Here is a 14,505-nt window from a genome sequence, read left to right on the forward strand (position 1 = left end):
CGATATGCTGGCGGCATGACACGTCCTCTCATCATCAATCCCTCCATCCTTTCCGCCGATTTCGGGCATTTCGCCGAAGAGACGCAGGCGATAGACGCCGGCGGCGCCGATTGGCTGCATCTGGACGTGATGGACGGCATGTTCGTGCCCAATATCAGCTTCGGGCCGGGCGTCATCGAAGCGGTGCGGAAGGTCAGCAAAAGCCCGATCGACACGCATCTGATGATCGAAGCGCCGGACCGTTATCTGGAAACCTATGCCAAGGCTGGGTCCAAGCGTATTTCCGTGCATGTCGAAACCTGCCCGCATCTCAACCGCACGCTGCAGGCCATTCGCGGCCTCGGCCTTAAGGCCGGCATCGCCATCAACCCGTCCACCTCGGAAGAGGCGATCCGCTACAGCCTGGACGCGGCCGATCAGGTTCTGGTCATGACCGTGAACCCCGGCTTCGGCGGGCAGGCCTTCCTGCCGCTGACGCTGGAAAAGATCCGCCGCATTCGCGCGCTGATCGGTGACCGCCCGATCGATATCGGGGTCGATGGCGGTGTCACGGTCGAAACGGCGGAGCTGGCGGCAAAGGCCGGCGCCAATGTCTTCGTCGCCGGCTCCTCCGCCTTCAAGGGCGGCCCCGCGCATTACGCCGCAAATATCGCGGCGCTGAAGGCGGCTGTGGAACGCGGTGCCGCCGAGCGCGGCTAGGATCGTTCAGTTTTCACGGAAACGACGTCATTCCCGCGAAAGCGGGAATCATCTCCCTCTGGCACAGGAATAGGGCGTAGAAGATGCCCGCTTTCGCGGGCATGACGTTTAGGGGTGAGTCCGCAACGAAAACTGTCGATATAGTCTGGCTGGTCAGGGAAGAATGCCGTTCTGCGGCGTGATCGGCGGCGGCACGTCCGTCACGCCGATCGACTGCAGAAGGTCGATTTCCAGCGTCCGGGTTATGGCCTTCATCGGCACGTCATGCATGTCGTTGCTGAACGGGTCTTCCAGATCGTCGCCGACCTCGTTCAGGATCAGGAACATGAAGCCGATCAGGGCCGAGCCCAGCGGCGTCGCCAGAGCCAGCGCCTTCACCAGTCCCAGCGGCAGCACCACGCAATAGGCGCCGCTGAAGACCAGCGGCAAGGCGCTGTATTGGCGCGGCAAGGGCGTGTTCTTGATCCGCTCCAAACCGCCCTGGGCATCGACCACGGCAGCCAGCGTGCGGTCCAGATTGGCGACGGTCACCGTATCCAATTTTCCGTCGCTGCGGGCAGCGGCCAGATCGCGTCCCATGGCGATCTGGATCGCCATCGGCACATTGGCGGCGCGGCCGCAGGTCTCGGCCAGGTCGGGCGGCAGATATTGCGCCAGCACCTCTGCGCTCGACTGCCGCAGCAGATGGCAGCGCAGCGCCAGGGCATAGGCGATCTGGCATCGGATCAGGCGACGGCCCAGCGCCGCATCGTCGATCTGCGTCAGAACCCCACGGGCGAAATTGCGGGAATTGTTGAGGATTGCGCCCCACAGCGTGCGCGCCTCCCACCAGCGGGCATAGGCGGCATTGTTGCGGATGGTGAGGATCAGCGCGATGGCGCTGCCCAGCAAGGGCAGCGGCAGCATCGGAATCGCCAGCCAATGCCAATGCAGCCAGACATAGGCAAAGGTTATGGCGACGTCATAGGCGACGAGCGTGGCCAGCGCCAAAGCATTGCGGCGCAGCAGCCACCCAAGGTGAATGCCGCGCGAAACGATCATCCGGCGGTCCTTTGCACGTCGATAACCTTGGCTCCCTGCCGCTTTTAGCCGAAGGCGATCAGGTCGCCGCTCTTCAGCGTCACCAGCACGCGGCCGTCGGCCACGATGGGGGCTGCGGCGGCAGGCGAGGGCAGGTCGATCATCTCGGACAGATTGCCGGTCGCGGCATCGATCACGGCAAGGCGCTTGTCATTGCTGGCCAGGAACAGGTTGCCGCCGGCGACGACGGGGCCCCACCAATAGATCGGGTTGCGCAGTTTCTTCATGTTCTTGAAGGGCGGCATCTGATGCACCCATTTCACCTGACCGGTGGTGGTGGACAAAGCCGCCAGCTGCTGGTCGGTCGAGAGCGTAAAGACCCAGTTGCCGGCGACGAACATGGTCTGGTCGGTCGCGAAGTCACGCTCCCACAGGCGGCGGCCGGTGGGCAGGTCGATCGACAGAACGATGCCGCCCAGGCTGCCGGCGAAGACGCGGCCCTGGTCGATCACCGGCATGCCGACGATGGCGGAAAGCTGCGACAGGCCGCTGCCCGTGGCGCCCAGATTGTCCGACCACAGAACTTCGCCGCTGTCGCTGTTCAGCGTCAGCAGATCGCCCGAGCTGAAGCCGGCCACGACGGTGCTTCCGCTGACGGCCGGCGCCGGCAGGCCCAGCACGCCGGTCTGCACATTGCGGGCCTGGCGCGACCAGACGATGCTGCCGTCCTTGACGTCGATGCCGACGATCGAGGCGTCGATCAGGCTGACATAGATGCGACCGCCGGCGATGGTGGGCGCGGTGCGCGCGGGCGAGCCGAGCGGCTTGCGCCAACGGATGGCACCGGTTTTGGGGTCGAAGCAGATGATCTCCCCGAAACCGGTCGCGGCATAGACGGCGCCGTTGTCATAGCTGACGCCGCCGCCGACATCGAAGCTGCGCGAGCCCTTGGGCCGAACATAGGTGCGCCACAGATTGTCGCCGGTCTTGAGGTCGAAGGCGCTGACCTGGCCGTCGGCGCTCATGCTGAAGACCAGGCCATTGGCGACGACGGGCGGATTGGGAATGCGATGGCGATAGGCGGTGCCTTCGCCGATATCGGCGGACCACAGCTGACTGATCTTGGCGCTGATGGTGCTGACGCCCGGATCATGTGCCGGATTACCGCCCTGCTGCGCCCATTGCAGGCCGGCAACCGGCATCGGCAGTGTGACGGGCTGGGTCAGCGTCGGGTCGACGACCAGGGCAGAGGCCGAGCTCATGACATTGATGCGCGTGCCGGGCAGCGGCGGGGTCTCGTCGCCGCCGATGAAGCCGCAGGCGGTCAGCGCCAGCGGCAGGCCGAAGGCGGCTGCCCGGCCAAGCGCCTGCCGGCGTGTCAGCAGTTTGCGATCCGCCTCGGTGGCAGACAGGGGGCGGTCGGGTCGGGCAATCATGCGGCTCATTCAGGAACGCCAATCTTTTCGAGGCTGACTACAAGAGGGGCAGCGTGGCGAAAGCATGGCGCCTTCGCCCAGATATGTCAGTTTGTCCGTCAAAGCGCCGCTATCACTGCGCGGGCGGCGGCGCGCCGAGCGCCTGCGCCAGGGCATTGGCCATATTGCGCATATCGGCAGGCGTCGAAATATCGCCGGCGACCTGCTGAAGCGTCTTGATGGCCTGATCCTTGTGGCCGGTGCGGATGCTGAGCAGCGCCAGATATTGCAGGGCCAGCGGCCGCCACGGGCTGCTATCGGCGGCGAGGCCTTCCAGCCGCGCTTGGATTAGCGAGGGTTCGGCCGTGTCGATCTCATGCGAGGCCCAGCCGAGAGTCGCGACCTGGCGCAGCACCGGATTGAGGTTGCCGTCATTGATCAGCCCGTCCCAGATCGGCTCGGCCTCTTTCAGATGGCCCGAATCGGCCAGTAGGCTCGCCTGGTTGAGCTTGGCGAGGGTCGCATAGCCTTGCGGAGAGGAATCCGCGACCGCGCCGAAGGACTGGGCCAGATGGTCGCGGTCGGCGGCAGAGCCACGCTGACCAGCCTGTTCCATCACGGCCAGATAGGCTGAACCGGCGCGGGCGTTCAGTTGGCCCTGGTGCCAGGACCAGACCTGCCAGCCAGCGACACCCAGAATCACAAGCACGACGACGCCGATGAGCAGGATCGCATAGCGGCGCGCGAAGCGCGCAACCCGCTCCGCCCGGATATCCTCATCGACTTCGTCGAAAATATCGACCACGCTACGCCTCCGGCAAACCTCTTGAATCCGCGCCCCGCGAGGGTTTTCCTCACCGGCCGCAAACGGGGCCGGACCATAGCGGCGGCGCGGAGCGAGAGCAAACCTCTAGCGGTAAGGACGGGCGGAATGGCCGAAAGCGTCTATGATTTTAGCCTCAAGACGCTGCGGGGCGAGGATTTTCCGCTGGGCGCACTGCGCGGCCGGCCGCTGCTGATCGTCAATACCGCTTCCCAATGCGGCTTCACGCCGCAATATGCCGGGCTTCAGGCGCTCCAGACGGCATGGGGCGGCCAGGACGGCGGATTAGTGATTATCGGCGTGCCGAGCAATGATTTCGGCAATCAGGAACCGGGCGACGCAACAGCCATCGGTGCTTTCTGCGAGGCCAATTACGGCGTCACCTTCGCGATGATGGAAAAGGCGCATGTGAAGGGGGCGGACGCCCATCCGCTGTTCCGCTGGCTGGGCGGCCAGGCCGGTTTCCTCGGCAAGCCGCGCTGGAATTTCTACAAATACCTGACGAAGCGGGACGGCAGCCTGGCCGAATGGTTTTCCAGCAAGACCGCGCCCGAATCCCCGAAACTGCAAAGCGCGATCAAGGCAGTCGTCTAAACCATGAGCCATCTTCTGCATCGCGGCCTGCGCGATATCCCGCCGCAGGCGGTCTCGGCCGAGGGGCTGATCGTACGTCTGGCCGATGGGCGGGAGATTATCGATGCCAGCGGCGGTGCCGCTGTCTCCTGCCTGGGCCACGGCCATCCGCGCGTCATTGCGGCGCTCCGCGCGCAGGTGGAGACCTTGCCCTTCGCCTATAACGGCTTCTTCACGACAGCGCCCGCCGAGGCGCTGGCGGACAGGCTGGTAGGCGCAGCGCCCGGTGGCCTGACCCACGCCTATTTCGTGTCGGGCGGGTCGGAAGCGAATGAGGCCGCGATCAAGCTGGCGCGGCAGTATTTCGTCGAAATCGGCCAGACGCAGCGCCACCGCTTCATCGCCCGCCGGCAGAGCTATCACGGCAATACGCTGGGGGCCTTGTCGGCCGGCGGCAATATGGCGCGGCGGGCTTTGTATCAGCCGCTGCTGAGCGACGCCTTCAGCCACGTTTCCCCGGCTTTCGCCTATCGCGGCCAGGAACCGGCGCAGAGCGAGGCCGATTACGTGGCGCGTCTGGCGGCCGAGCTGGAGGCCGAGTTTCAGCGTGTGGGGCCAGACAGGGTGGCGGCCTTCATCGCGGAACCCGTGGTCGGCGCGACGCTGGGCGCGGCCACCGCACCGGCCGGCTATTTCCAGGCGATGCGCGCGGTCTGCGACCGTCATGGTGCGCTACTGCTGCTGGATGAGGTGATGTGCGGCATGGGCCGCACCGGCACGCTGCATGCCTGGGAGCAGGAAGGCGTTGCGCCCGATATCCAGATGATCGCCAAGGGCCTGGGTGGCGGTTACCAGCCCATCGGCGGCATTCTGATCTCGGGCCGCATCATCGCAGCATTGGAAGCGGGTAGCGGTGCCTTCGCCCATGGCCATACCTATCTGGCCCATGCCACGGCCTGCGCGGCGGCGCTCGCCGTGCAGCAGGTGATCGCGGATGATGATCTGCTGGCCAATGTGCGCGCCATGGGGATCAGGCTGGATGACCGGCTGCGGGCGCGCTTCGGCAATCATGCCCATATCGGCGATGTGCGCGGGCGCGGCCTGTTCCAGGCGATCGAACTGGTGGCGGATCGTGACACGAAAACGCCCTTCGATCCGGGGCTGCGGCTGCATGAGCGCATCAAGGCGGAAGCCTTCGCGCGCGGCATGGCCTGCTACCCGATGGGCGGCACCATCGACGGCCGCCGGGGCGACCATGTTCTGCTCGCCCCGCCCTATATCGCAACCGGCGCGGAGATAGACCGCATCGTGGAGATACTGGGCGAGGCGGTGGACGCGGCTATTTGGTCGGTGGGGTGATGAAACCCGCCCGCTATTAGCAGAGAGGCCTCGCCTCTCTGCTAATAAGTTTCGTATGGTAAACGAGCGACGCAAGAATCGCCCAGGGAAATACCATCATGAGCCAATCGCTTGCAGCCTTCGCCGAGGCCGTGCAGAGCCTGATCAAGAATGACGGCACCACCGCCTATACCTATGAAACTGTGCCCCATGGCGCGACGGATCAGCCGGATGTCAGCCTGACGGCAGCCGAACCCTACGTCTTCACGGACTGCTCCTCCTGGGTGAATTACGCGCTCGACAGCGTGGCGCCGATCCATCAGGCGGTGGTCGCGGCCGAGCGCGAAGATCCGCGTTTCAATATCGGCACCGTCACCGCCTATGGCAGCGTCTCTGTCGATATCAATGAGGCCGCCGAACCCTGGGCGCGTGCCGATGTGCTGTCCTATTTCTTTGGCAATGTCGCGGACGGCACGGATGGTTTCACGGGCGTCAGCAATTTCGCCGATCTTCAGGCCGGCGACATCATCGCCTATTCCCTCGGCATCTATACCGACCCTTCGGCCCCTGATGCAGCGACCGATCCGGCGCTGCAATCGACCTCCGATACCGGCCATACCGCCATCGTCATCGGCGATCCGGTGGCCGTGCCTGAGGATGATTGGGCCGGCACCGGGCTGAGCCCGGATGTTGTCGCGGTCTACGCCGTGCCGGTCATCGATTCCAGCACGGTCGCGCATTTCACCAATCTTTCCGACTTCACCGAGCCGGTGGCCGACAGCCGTACCTATCAGGCGCAGACACCGCCGCTGCAACCGGGTGGGCTTGGCACCGGCACGATCTGGTTCGGGGTCAATGCTGCTGGCCAGGCCATCCAGTTCCGCTTCGACGAGGGCGACCCGTGGTTCCCCAATACCGACAGCCTGTCTGGTGAAGCTGCGGTCTCCATCGCGGCCGCGCGCCTGACTTCGACCATCGACCTGTCAGGCTCGATGCTGAATGCCGATAATCAGTTGGTTGTCGATGCCTTCGCCAATAATGCCGCCGTGCTGAACGGCACCGCCTATAATACCGAGGCGGAACAGATCACCGGCGCGGGCGGCCTTTTGATCGAAGGCGCCGGCTATCTGCAATTGCAGGCGGGCAACAGTTTTACCGGCGGCATTACGCTGGATGGCGCCATCCTCAACCTGGGCGGCACGGACGCGGCAGGCACCGGCACCATTGCCTTCGCCGCAGGCGCGCAGTCGACCTTGCAATTCGACATCGCCGCCACGCCGGCCAATGCCATCACCGGCTTCGCGCCCGGCGATACGCTTGATATTCTGGGCCTCAGCTTTGGCGATGCCGGCAGCGTTTCCTATCAGGACGGCGTGCTGACGGTCAGCGACGGCAGCCAGTCAACCAGCCTGACCCTGCAGACGGCGGACGGCTTGAGCGATTTCGTGCTGGCTTCGGACGGCAATGGTGGCACGGACGTGACGGTCGCCTGTTTCGTGGCCGGCACGCGCATCATGACGCCAGACGGGGAGCGGGCGGTGGAGGACTTGGCGACCGGCGATTCTGTGCTGACGGCCGATGGGGACGCCATGCCCGTGATCTGGATCGGCCAGCGCCGGGTGGATTGCGCCCGTCACCCTCGGCCGGAGACGGTTTGGCCGGTGCGCGTCGAGGCCCATGCCTTTGGACAAGGGCTGCCGGCACGCGACCTTTATCTGTCGCCCGACCATGCCCTGTTTCATGGCGGCGTGCTGATTCCCGTCAAGCATTTGCTGAACGGCGATACCGTCCGGCAGGAGCGGCGACCGGCCGTCACCTATTTCCATGTCGAACTGCCGCGTCATGCCGTTATTCTGGCCGAAAGGCTGCCAGCCGAGAGCTATCTCGATACCGACGACCGCGCCGCTTTCGACGGCGCGGTGACCAGCCTGCATGCTGCCTGGGGCAATGACGCGCGACCGGATGCGGTATGGGTCAGGGAGGCGCTGGGCTGCGCCCCCCTTTGCGTCACCGGGCCTGAGGTCGAAAGCGCCCGGCGCCTGCTCAGCCGGCGAAGCTCACAAGCTGCCCTTCCGGCTCGCCCAGCACTTCGTCGTCGCGCATGACGGTGCGGCCACGGATGATGGTGGCGACCGGCCAGCCCTGTACCGTGGTGCCGACGAAGGGCGACCAGCCGCAGGGGCTGGCGATCCAGTCCTGCTCGATGGTGCGGGATTTCTTCATGTCGACGATGGTGAAGTCGGCGTCATAGCCGCGCGCGATGCGGCCCTTGCCGACGACGCCGTAAACGCGCGCCGGGCCGGCGCACATCACGTCCGCCAGCCGCATGAGCGACAGGCGGCCGGCCGAGACGTGATCCAGCATCAGCGGCACGATGGTCTGAATGCCGGTCAGGCCGGCGGCCGTCGACGGCCAGGGCTTTTCCTTATTGGCCTTGGAATGCGGCGCATGGTCAGACCCCACGACATCGACCATGCCGTCGCGCACCGCGGCCCAGGCGGCTTCCCAATGCCGCTTGTCGCGGATCGGCGGATTCATCACCGCATAGGCGCCGAGCTTCTCGTAGGCATCCGGCGCCCATTGCGTGAGATGGTTCAGCAGCACCTCGACCGTCGCGATATCGCGGTAATCGGCCAGGTAATCCAGTTCCTCGGCGGTCGAGACATGCAGGATATGAGCGGGGCGGCCGGTCTTGCGGGCCAGCGCCATCAGCCGGCGGGTGCCGAGAAAGGCCGCTTCCACGTCGCGCCATTCCATGTGGTTCACGTAAGGCATGCCCTCATGGAACAGATGCTTGCGCTCGCGCAGGCGGTATTCGTCCTCCGAATGATAGGCAATCCGCCGCCGGCCGCTCCGCATCACCTGCTCCAGCAGCTCGTCGGATTCGATCAGCAGGTCACCCGTGCTGGACCCGGCGAAGACCTTGATGGCGCAGACGCCGTCTTCCAGCTCCAGCTCGGCGAGGCTTGGAATATTGTCGCGCGCCGCCCCGACATAGAGGCCGAGATCGCACCAGCTGCGGGTGGCGGCGTATTCCTTTTTGACCGCCAGCCGTTCTTTGGTGGTGATGGAAGGATTGCCGTTCGGCATGTCGAAGACTGCCGTCAGGCCGCCCAGGATGGCGGCGCGCGTGCCGGACGCGATATTCTCGACCGCCGGATCGTCGCGCAGATGGGTATGGGCGTCGATCAGGCCGGGCAGAACATGCAGGCCGGTGGCGTCGAACACCTCGCCCGCTTCGGCATCCGCGCCGGGGGCGAGCGTTACGATACGGCCCAAGGCGACGCCGATATCCGCCTGTTCCAGCCCCCAGGGCAGAACGACGGTGCCGCCACGGATGATGAGATCATAGATTGGTTTCATGCGGCGATCCGCCCTTCATCCTTGAGTAAAGCCATCGCGGCGGCCAAAGCCGCCTCGACCGTCAATGCGTCCATCGGTGCTTTTCCGGCCGGGCCGGGTGCGACCACAGCCGCCGTGCGGCGGCCGGAGGGCGCATATTCATCGACCGGGGAGGGGCCGAACAGCCCCAATGTCGGCGCACCGGCTGCCGCCGCCAGATGCATGAGCCCCGAATCATTGCCGACAAACAGCGCCGTGCGCGCCAGGCAGGCGGCGGCTTCCGGCAAAGTCAGCCGCCCCGTCAGGTCGATCGCATCCGGCAGCGCGTCCAAAACGGGCTTGGCCAGGGCCGCTTCCGTGGGACCGGGGCCGGCGAAGATCACCGGCCGTGCGTCGGTCAGCCCTTCTGCCCGCAGGCGGTGGAAAAGGGTGACGAATTGTGCCGGCGGCCAGACCTTGCCGGACCAATTGGCGGTGGGGCCGAGGCCAATATAGGGCGTGCCGTCCGGCAGCAGAGCACGGGCACGGGCGCGATCAGCCTCGCTATACCAGGCGATGGGCAGCGGCGGCGGCGAAAGGTCCATGCTCTGCGCCAATTGCGCCAGCCGCAGGCCGGGGCGCCGGCCGCCCTTCAGAATGCGGCGCTGGCGGGCGAGAAGAAAAAAGGCGGTGCCAGAGCCGCGCAGGTCGATCACCTGATCCCAGCGGGTGCCGAGCGTCTGCCCCCAGAGCTTGAACCAATGCCCGTCCATCTTCTGCTTGGGCATCAGGATCAGCCGCTCCAACTGCGGCATGGCCTGAAAAACCCCGGCGGCCACAGGTCCACAGGCGACGGTGAAAAGGGCGCGCGGGTTCTGGCGCAGCAGATGCTTCAGAATACCGGTGCTGATCACCGCATCGCCGATCCGCGTCGCGGTGATGAACAGAATGCGCGGCCTGCGCCCATTTATACGGGCGGATGGGGATGGTGAGGCATAGCTGCCCCCTTGCAAGCCTATCTTAAACATTTGACACTTGTAGAACCTCTGGTCAGGCGACGACTATTAGCTCATGGACATCAGCATCTCCACGCCCTGCGCGCCTGGCGATGCACCGATCACCGAAAGGCGGTCCGGGGCACCCATTTTTGGCGCCCTCGATTTGGGCACCAATAACTGCCGTCTGATGCTGGGCGTGCCGAGCAGCAACGGCTTCCGTGTCATCGAAAGCTTCAGCCGGTCCGTGGGCCTGGGCGAAGGTCTGGCCGAAACCGGCCAATTGGCCGAATGCGCCATGGACCGCGCGATGGACGCGCTGCGCTCCTGCGCCGGCCGGTTGTCGCGCTACCGGCTGAGCGGATTGACCGCCGTCGCGACGGAAGCCTGCCGCCGCGCCACGAATGGGCAGGACTTTCTGGCCCGCGTGCGCCAGCAGACCGGTTTGGATATCCGCATCATTTCGGGCCGCGAGGAAGCCGAGCTGACGTTGGAAAGCTGCTCGCCCCTGCTGCGCAATGCCGGCAGCCGCGCGCTGGTCTTCGACATCGGCGGCGGCTCCACCGAAATCGCCTGGGTGCGGCTCGACGCCGGGGCGCCAACGCTGATCAGCTATGTCTCGCTGCCCTTCGGGGTGATGACGCTGCGCGCCTGCACCGAGCATACCTGCTTCACCGAGGACGGTTTCAACACCATGGTTGAGACCGTGGAGGAGAAGCTGTGGGAGTTCGAGGACATCCATCGCATCGGGCGGGAGATCAACCGCGACGGCGGCGTGCGCCTGCTCGGCACCAGCGGCACCATCACCACGGTTGCCAGTGTCGCGTTGAAATTGCCGCGTTATCGCCGGCCGCTGGTGGACGGCATCATCCTGCCCGGTGAGGAAGCCGATCAGGCAGTGGAAAGCCTGCGCGCCATGGGGCGCAACGGCCTCGCCAACCATCCCTGCATCGGCGAAGACCGGGCCGATCTGGTTCTGCCGGGCTGCGCCATCTTCGCCGCCATCCGTTCCGTCTGGCCGACGCCCGAGGTTGGCGTCGCCGATCGTGGCTTGCGCGAAGGCATCCTTCTGCGGCAGATCCGCGGGGGGCGCCGCAAGGACAGCCGTCGCGGCTGCGGCGGCGGGGTTTTGCAGACTTCCATCGCCGCTTCGCCCGCCGGCTGACAAAGGCAGAAAGAATTATGGCCCCTACTGGGCGCAAGGGTCCGAGCACGGATCCCGGCAAGGGCGCGGGCCGTGGCCTGACGGTCACGCTGAAGCGGACGGCGGGGCGCAGCGTGGCGTCTCAGCGCTGGCTGCAACGGCAGTTGAACGACCCCTATGTGACGGCGGCGCAGAAGCAGGGCTGGCGGTCGCGCGCGGCCTTCAAGCTCATCGAGCTGGATGACCGCTTCAAGATCATCAAGAAGGGCATGCGGGTGCTGGACCTGGGTGCGGCCCCCGGTGGCTGGACGCAGGTGGCGCTGGCCCGTGGGGCGTCCCATGTCGTCGGCATCGACCTGCTGGACATTCCGCCCATCCCCGGCGCGCATCTGATTCAGGCGGATGCGACAGACCCCGAGGTCCATGCCAAGATCATCGAATTGCTGGGCGGCAAGCCCGACCTGTTTCTGTCCGATATGGCGCCCAATACCTCGGGTCATGCCTCGACCGACCATATCCGCATCGTGGCATTGGCCGAGATGGCGCTGGAACTCGCTTTTGAACTGCTGCCCGTGGGCGGCACTTTCGTCGCCAAACTCTTCCAGGGCGGCGCCGACAAGCATCTGCTGGACCCGATGAAGAAGCGCTTCGAAAGCGTCAAACATGCCAAGCCGCCGGCCAGCCGCAAGGAATCGAGTGAGCTTTATGTGATAGCGACCGGCTTCCGGGGGTAGCTGGCGTTGTCGCTTCCCTGCGCTAAGGTAAAGGCCAAGCGCCGATCAACGGCGCGGCGGCGGAGAGGGAAGCGATCATGCAACAGCGGCAGGTCAAGCCGGGTCTGAAGGTTCTGGTCACGGCGGGGGCCAGCGGCATCGGCCGCGCCATTGCCGACGCTTTCGTGGCCGACGGCGCTAAAGTGCATGTCTGCGACGTCAACGAGAGCGCGCTGGCGGAATGCGCGGCAACGCTGGGCGTCACCACCTCCATCGCCGATGTATCGAACGAGGCGCAGGTCAAGCGCATGGTGGAAGATGCGGCCGAGGCGCTCGGCGGTTTGGATGTGCTGGTCAACAATGCCGGCATCGCAGGCCCCACCGGCACGGTGGATGAAATCGCGACAAGCGCCTGGCGCAGCACGATCGATATCAATCTCAACGGCCAGTTCTATTGCGCGCATTACGCCGTGCCTTATCTGCGCGCGGCGGGCGAGGGCGCCATCGTCAATATGTCCTCGTCCGCCGGGCGTTTCGGCTATGCCTATCGGACGCCCTATTCAGCGTCGAAATGGGCCATCGTCGGTTTTACGCAGAGCCTGGCGAAGGAATTGGGACCGGACGGCATTCGCGTCAACGCCATTTTGCCCGGCATCGTCAAAGGCCCGCGCATGGAAGGTGTCATTCGCGCCCGCGCCGAACAGACCGGTGTCTCCTACGAGGCGATGGAGGCGGAATATCTCAAGCGCATTTCGCTGCGCCATATGGTGACGCCGGATGATGTTGCATCGGCGGTCATCTTTCTCTGCACGCAGGCCGGCTGGAACATTTCCGGCCAATCCATTTCCGTCTGCGGCAATGTCGAAAGCCTGTAGGCGAAGGGGGTGCAATTGCGGAGTTGATGCATCATGCGTGTTGTTCTGAACGGCATCCAGGTCGAGACGGAAGACGATCAGCACTGGATTGCGCCGAATGCGACCGTCATCGGCCGCGTGACGCTGCATCGCGACGCCTCCATCTGGTGGGGCGCTGTGCTGCGCGGCGATAACGAGCGCATCACCCTGGGCCAGGGCAGCAATGTGCAGGACAATGCCGTGCTGCATACCGACCCGGGCTTTCCGCTGGAGATCGGCGCGCATGTCACGGTCGGCCATCAGGCCATGCTGCATGGCTGCACGATCGGCGAGAATTCGCTGATCGGCATTGGCGCCGTCATCCTCAACGGGGCCAGCATCGGCCGCAATTGCCTGATCGGTGCCATGGCCTTTATCGGCGAGGGCAAGGTCATTCCCGACAACGCCGTCGTGAAGGGCATTCCCGGCAAGGTGACGGGCGAGGTGACGCCTGAACAGGCGGCGCGGATGCGCGACGGCACGCAAGCCTATGTGCGCAACTGGAAACGCTATCGCGATCATGCGGAGATCGCGCAAGACTGAATAAACGCCGGCAAACGGCGAAGCGGGAGGCTGGCTATGGCGAAAATCGCAATCATCGGCGCGGGGCTGATCGGCCGCGCCTGGTCCATCGTCTTTGCGCGCGGTGGGCATGATGTCTGGCTATGGGATCCGCAAGCGTCGGCCGTGCCGGCATCGCGGGATTTCATCGCCGCCCGCCTGCCGGAACTGGCAGAGGCCGGCTTGCTGCGCGGTGAGAGCGAAAGTGCCATCCTCGGCCGGCTGCATGGCGCGGCGACGCTGGAGCAGGCGCTGGACGGCGCCGTCCATGCGCAGGAAAACGGTCCTGAAGATGTCGGGCGCAAGCGCGAGCTTTTCGCGCGCATGGATGCGGTGGCGGCGGCGCACACGGTTCTGGCCAGTTCCACCAGCACCATCCGCGCCAGCCTGTTCAGCGAAGGACTGCCGGGCGCTGGGCGTTGCCTTGTCGCCCACCCTGTCAATCCGCCCTATCTGATCCCGATTGTGGAACTGGGACCAGCACCCTGGACCGATCCGGCGGTCGTGCAGCGCACGCGGGTGCTGATGGAAGATGCCGGCATGGTGCCGGCCACCGTGAAAAAGGAAATAGACGGCTTCCTGCTCAACCGGTTGCAGGCGGCGCTGCTGACCGAGGCGATGTATCTGGTCGAGGAAGGTTATGCCGATCCGGCCGATATCGACGCGACGGTGCGGGAAGGGCTGGGCCTGCGCTGGTCTTTCATGGGGCCTTTCGAGACGATAGACCTCAACGCTCCGGCCGGGCTTGCCGATTACTGCGCCCGTTACGGCGGCCCGTTCCGGGAGATGATGGCGGCCAGCAAAACGCCGTCCTGGTCGCCGGACCTCATCGGCCGTCTGCATGACGCGCAGCGCGACCGGCTGCCGATGGACCGGCAGGGCAAGCGCCAGGCCTGGCGGGACCGGCGGCTGATGGCGCTTCTGGCGCATAAGGCGGGACAGCCGAGCTAAGGAAAAGCCTGTTTGCGGCTTGCAACTCTGGTCCGGCTTCTTGAGAATGCGATCAGACG

General features: G+C 65.4%; 14 protein-coding genes. 9 read left to right on the plus strand and 5 right to left on the minus strand.

Annotated features, from left to right (window positions below; genetic code table 11):
• Positions 1-15: 15 nt before the first annotated feature.
• On the plus strand, positions 16-699 hold the full coding sequence (gene rpe, locus ASILVAE211_RS03860; RefSeq protein WP_227319949.1) for a ribulose-phosphate 3-epimerase: 684 nt from the start codon (positions 16-18) through the stop codon (positions 697-699).
• Between the two features lie 153 nt (positions 700-852).
• Here rpe and ASILVAE211_RS03865 read toward each other — a convergent pair whose 3' ends face one another.
• The 3 genes from ASILVAE211_RS03865 to ASILVAE211_RS03875 form a co-directional block, all read right to left on the minus strand.
• Entirely contained in the window at positions 853-1,740 is an 888-nt protein-coding gene (locus ASILVAE211_RS03865; protein ID WP_227319950.1) for a bestrophin family protein, read from the minus strand.
• A gap of 44 nt (positions 1,741-1,784) precedes the next feature.
• Positions 1,785-3,164 carry an outer membrane protein assembly factor BamB family protein gene (locus ASILVAE211_RS03870; RefSeq protein WP_227319951.1) on the minus strand — a complete coding sequence of 460 codons (1,380 nt, stop codon included), beginning with the start codon at positions 3,162-3,164 and terminating at the stop codon, positions 1,785-1,787.
• Positions 3,165-3,267: 103 nt separating this feature from the next.
• A complete protein-coding gene (locus ASILVAE211_RS03875) occupies positions 3,268-3,939 on the minus strand; it encodes a DUF2659 family protein (protein ID WP_227319952.1) in 672 nt (223 codons plus the stop codon).
• A 126-nt stretch (positions 3,940-4,065) separates the two neighbouring features.
• Between ASILVAE211_RS03875 and ASILVAE211_RS03880 the strand changes: the two genes are divergently transcribed.
• The 3 genes from ASILVAE211_RS03880 (at position 4,066) to ASILVAE211_RS03890 (ending at position 7,973) form a co-directional block, all read left to right on the plus strand.
• Positions 4,066-4,551: a glutathione peroxidase gene (locus tag ASILVAE211_RS03880; RefSeq protein WP_227319953.1), complete on the plus strand. Its 486-nt coding sequence runs from the start codon at positions 4,066-4,068 to the stop codon at positions 4,549-4,551.
• Positions 4,552-4,554: 3 nt separating this feature from the next.
• On the plus strand, positions 4,555-5,889 hold the full coding sequence (locus ASILVAE211_RS03885) for an aspartate aminotransferase family protein (protein WP_227319954.1): 1,335 nt from the start codon (positions 4,555-4,557) through the stop codon (positions 5,887-5,889).
• A gap of 98 nt (positions 5,890-5,987) precedes the next feature.
• Positions 5,988-7,973 carry a Hint domain-containing protein gene (locus tag ASILVAE211_RS03890; RefSeq protein ID WP_227319955.1) on the plus strand — a complete coding sequence of 662 codons (1,986 nt, stop codon included), beginning with the start codon at positions 5,988-5,990 and terminating at the stop codon, positions 7,971-7,973.
• Here the strand turns inward: ASILVAE211_RS03890 and ASILVAE211_RS03895 are convergent.
• Positions 7,912-9,231 (minus strand): dihydroorotase, encoded by a 1,320-nt coding sequence (locus ASILVAE211_RS03895; RefSeq protein ID WP_227319956.1) that lies wholly within the window; start codon positions 9,229-9,231, stop codon positions 7,912-7,914. The genes ASILVAE211_RS03890 and ASILVAE211_RS03895 overlap by 62 nt on opposite strands.
• Complete coding sequence (locus ASILVAE211_RS03900) at positions 9,228-10,217, minus strand: glycosyltransferase family 9 protein (RefSeq protein ID WP_227319957.1); 990 nt, start codon at positions 10,215-10,217, stop codon at positions 9,228-9,230. The genes ASILVAE211_RS03895 and ASILVAE211_RS03900 overlap by 4 nt, the downstream gene beginning before the upstream one ends.
• A gap of 43 nt (positions 10,218-10,260) precedes the next feature.
• On the opposite strand from ASILVAE211_RS03900, the gene ASILVAE211_RS03905 reads away from it, so the two are divergent.
• The 5 genes from ASILVAE211_RS03905 (at position 10,261) to ASILVAE211_RS03925 (ending at position 14,446) form a co-directional block, all read left to right on the plus strand.
• A complete protein-coding gene (locus tag ASILVAE211_RS03905; RefSeq protein ID WP_227319958.1) occupies positions 10,261-11,349 on the plus strand; it encodes a Ppx/GppA phosphatase family protein in 1,089 nt (362 codons plus the stop codon).
• Positions 11,350-11,366: 17 nt separating this feature from the next.
• Complete coding sequence (locus ASILVAE211_RS03910) at positions 11,367-12,062, plus strand: RlmE family RNA methyltransferase (RefSeq protein WP_227319959.1); 696 nt, start codon at positions 11,367-11,369, stop codon at positions 12,060-12,062.
• A gap of 77 nt (positions 12,063-12,139) precedes the next feature.
• A complete protein-coding gene (locus tag ASILVAE211_RS03915) occupies positions 12,140-12,916 on the plus strand; it encodes an SDR family oxidoreductase (RefSeq protein WP_227319960.1) in 777 nt (258 codons plus the stop codon).
• A gap of 33 nt (positions 12,917-12,949) precedes the next feature.
• Entirely contained in the window at positions 12,950-13,477 is a 528-nt protein-coding gene (locus ASILVAE211_RS03920) for a gamma carbonic anhydrase family protein (protein WP_227319961.1), read from the plus strand.
• A 36-nt stretch (positions 13,478-13,513) separates the two neighbouring features.
• Positions 13,514-14,446: a 3-hydroxyacyl-CoA dehydrogenase gene (locus ASILVAE211_RS03925; protein ID WP_227319962.1), complete on the plus strand. Its 933-nt coding sequence runs from the start codon at positions 13,514-13,516 to the stop codon at positions 14,444-14,446.
• The last annotated feature ends 59 nt before the right edge of the window (positions 14,447-14,505 follow it).

The sequence above is a fragment of the Acidisoma silvae genome (assembly GCF_020618775.1).
Classification (GTDB): Bacteria; Pseudomonadota; Alphaproteobacteria; order Acetobacterales; family Acetobacteraceae; genus Acidisoma; species Acidisoma silvae.

What these genes read in the sequence shown, in the direction of transcription:
- ASILVAE211_RS03865 (WP_227319950.1), bottom strand. Translation starts at nt 1,740, where the DNA reads ATGATCGTTTCGCGCGGCATTCACCTTGGGTGGCTGCTGCGCCGCAAT.
- ASILVAE211_RS03870 (WP_227319951.1), bottom strand. Translation starts at nt 3,164, where the DNA reads ATGAGCCGCATGATTGCCCGACCCGACCGCCCCCTGTCTGCCACCGAG.
- ASILVAE211_RS03900 (WP_227319957.1), bottom strand. Translation starts at nt 10,217, where the DNA reads ATGTTTAAGATAGGCTTGCAAGGGGGCAGCTATGCCTCACCATCCCCA.
- ASILVAE211_RS03920 (WP_227319961.1), top strand. Translation starts at nt 12,950, where the DNA reads ATGCGTGTTGTTCTGAACGGCATCCAGGTCGAGACGGAAGACGATCAG.
- ASILVAE211_RS03915 (WP_227319960.1), top strand. Translation starts at nt 12,140, where the DNA reads ATGCAACAGCGGCAGGTCAAGCCGGGTCTGAAGGTTCTGGTCACGGCG.
- ASILVAE211_RS03925 (WP_227319962.1), top strand. Translation starts at nt 13,514, where the DNA reads ATGGCGAAAATCGCAATCATCGGCGCGGGGCTGATCGGCCGCGCCTGG.
- ASILVAE211_RS03905 (WP_227319958.1), top strand. Translation starts at nt 10,261, where the DNA reads ATGGACATCAGCATCTCCACGCCCTGCGCGCCTGGCGATGCACCGATC.
- ASILVAE211_RS03890 (WP_227319955.1), top strand. Translation starts at nt 5,988, where the DNA reads ATGAGCCAATCGCTTGCAGCCTTCGCCGAGGCCGTGCAGAGCCTGATC.
- ASILVAE211_RS03910 (WP_227319959.1), top strand. Translation starts at nt 11,367, where the DNA reads ATGGCCCCTACTGGGCGCAAGGGTCCGAGCACGGATCCCGGCAAGGGC.
- ASILVAE211_RS03885 (WP_227319954.1), top strand. Translation starts at nt 4,555, where the DNA reads ATGAGCCATCTTCTGCATCGCGGCCTGCGCGATATCCCGCCGCAGGCG.
- ASILVAE211_RS03880 (WP_227319953.1), top strand. Translation starts at nt 4,066, where the DNA reads ATGGCCGAAAGCGTCTATGATTTTAGCCTCAAGACGCTGCGGGGCGAG.
- ASILVAE211_RS03895 (WP_227319956.1), bottom strand. Translation starts at nt 9,231, where the DNA reads ATGAAACCAATCTATGATCTCATCATCCGTGGCGGCACCGTCGTTCTG.
- rpe (WP_227319949.1), top strand. Translation starts at nt 16, where the DNA reads ATGACACGTCCTCTCATCATCAATCCCTCCATCCTTTCCGCCGATTTC.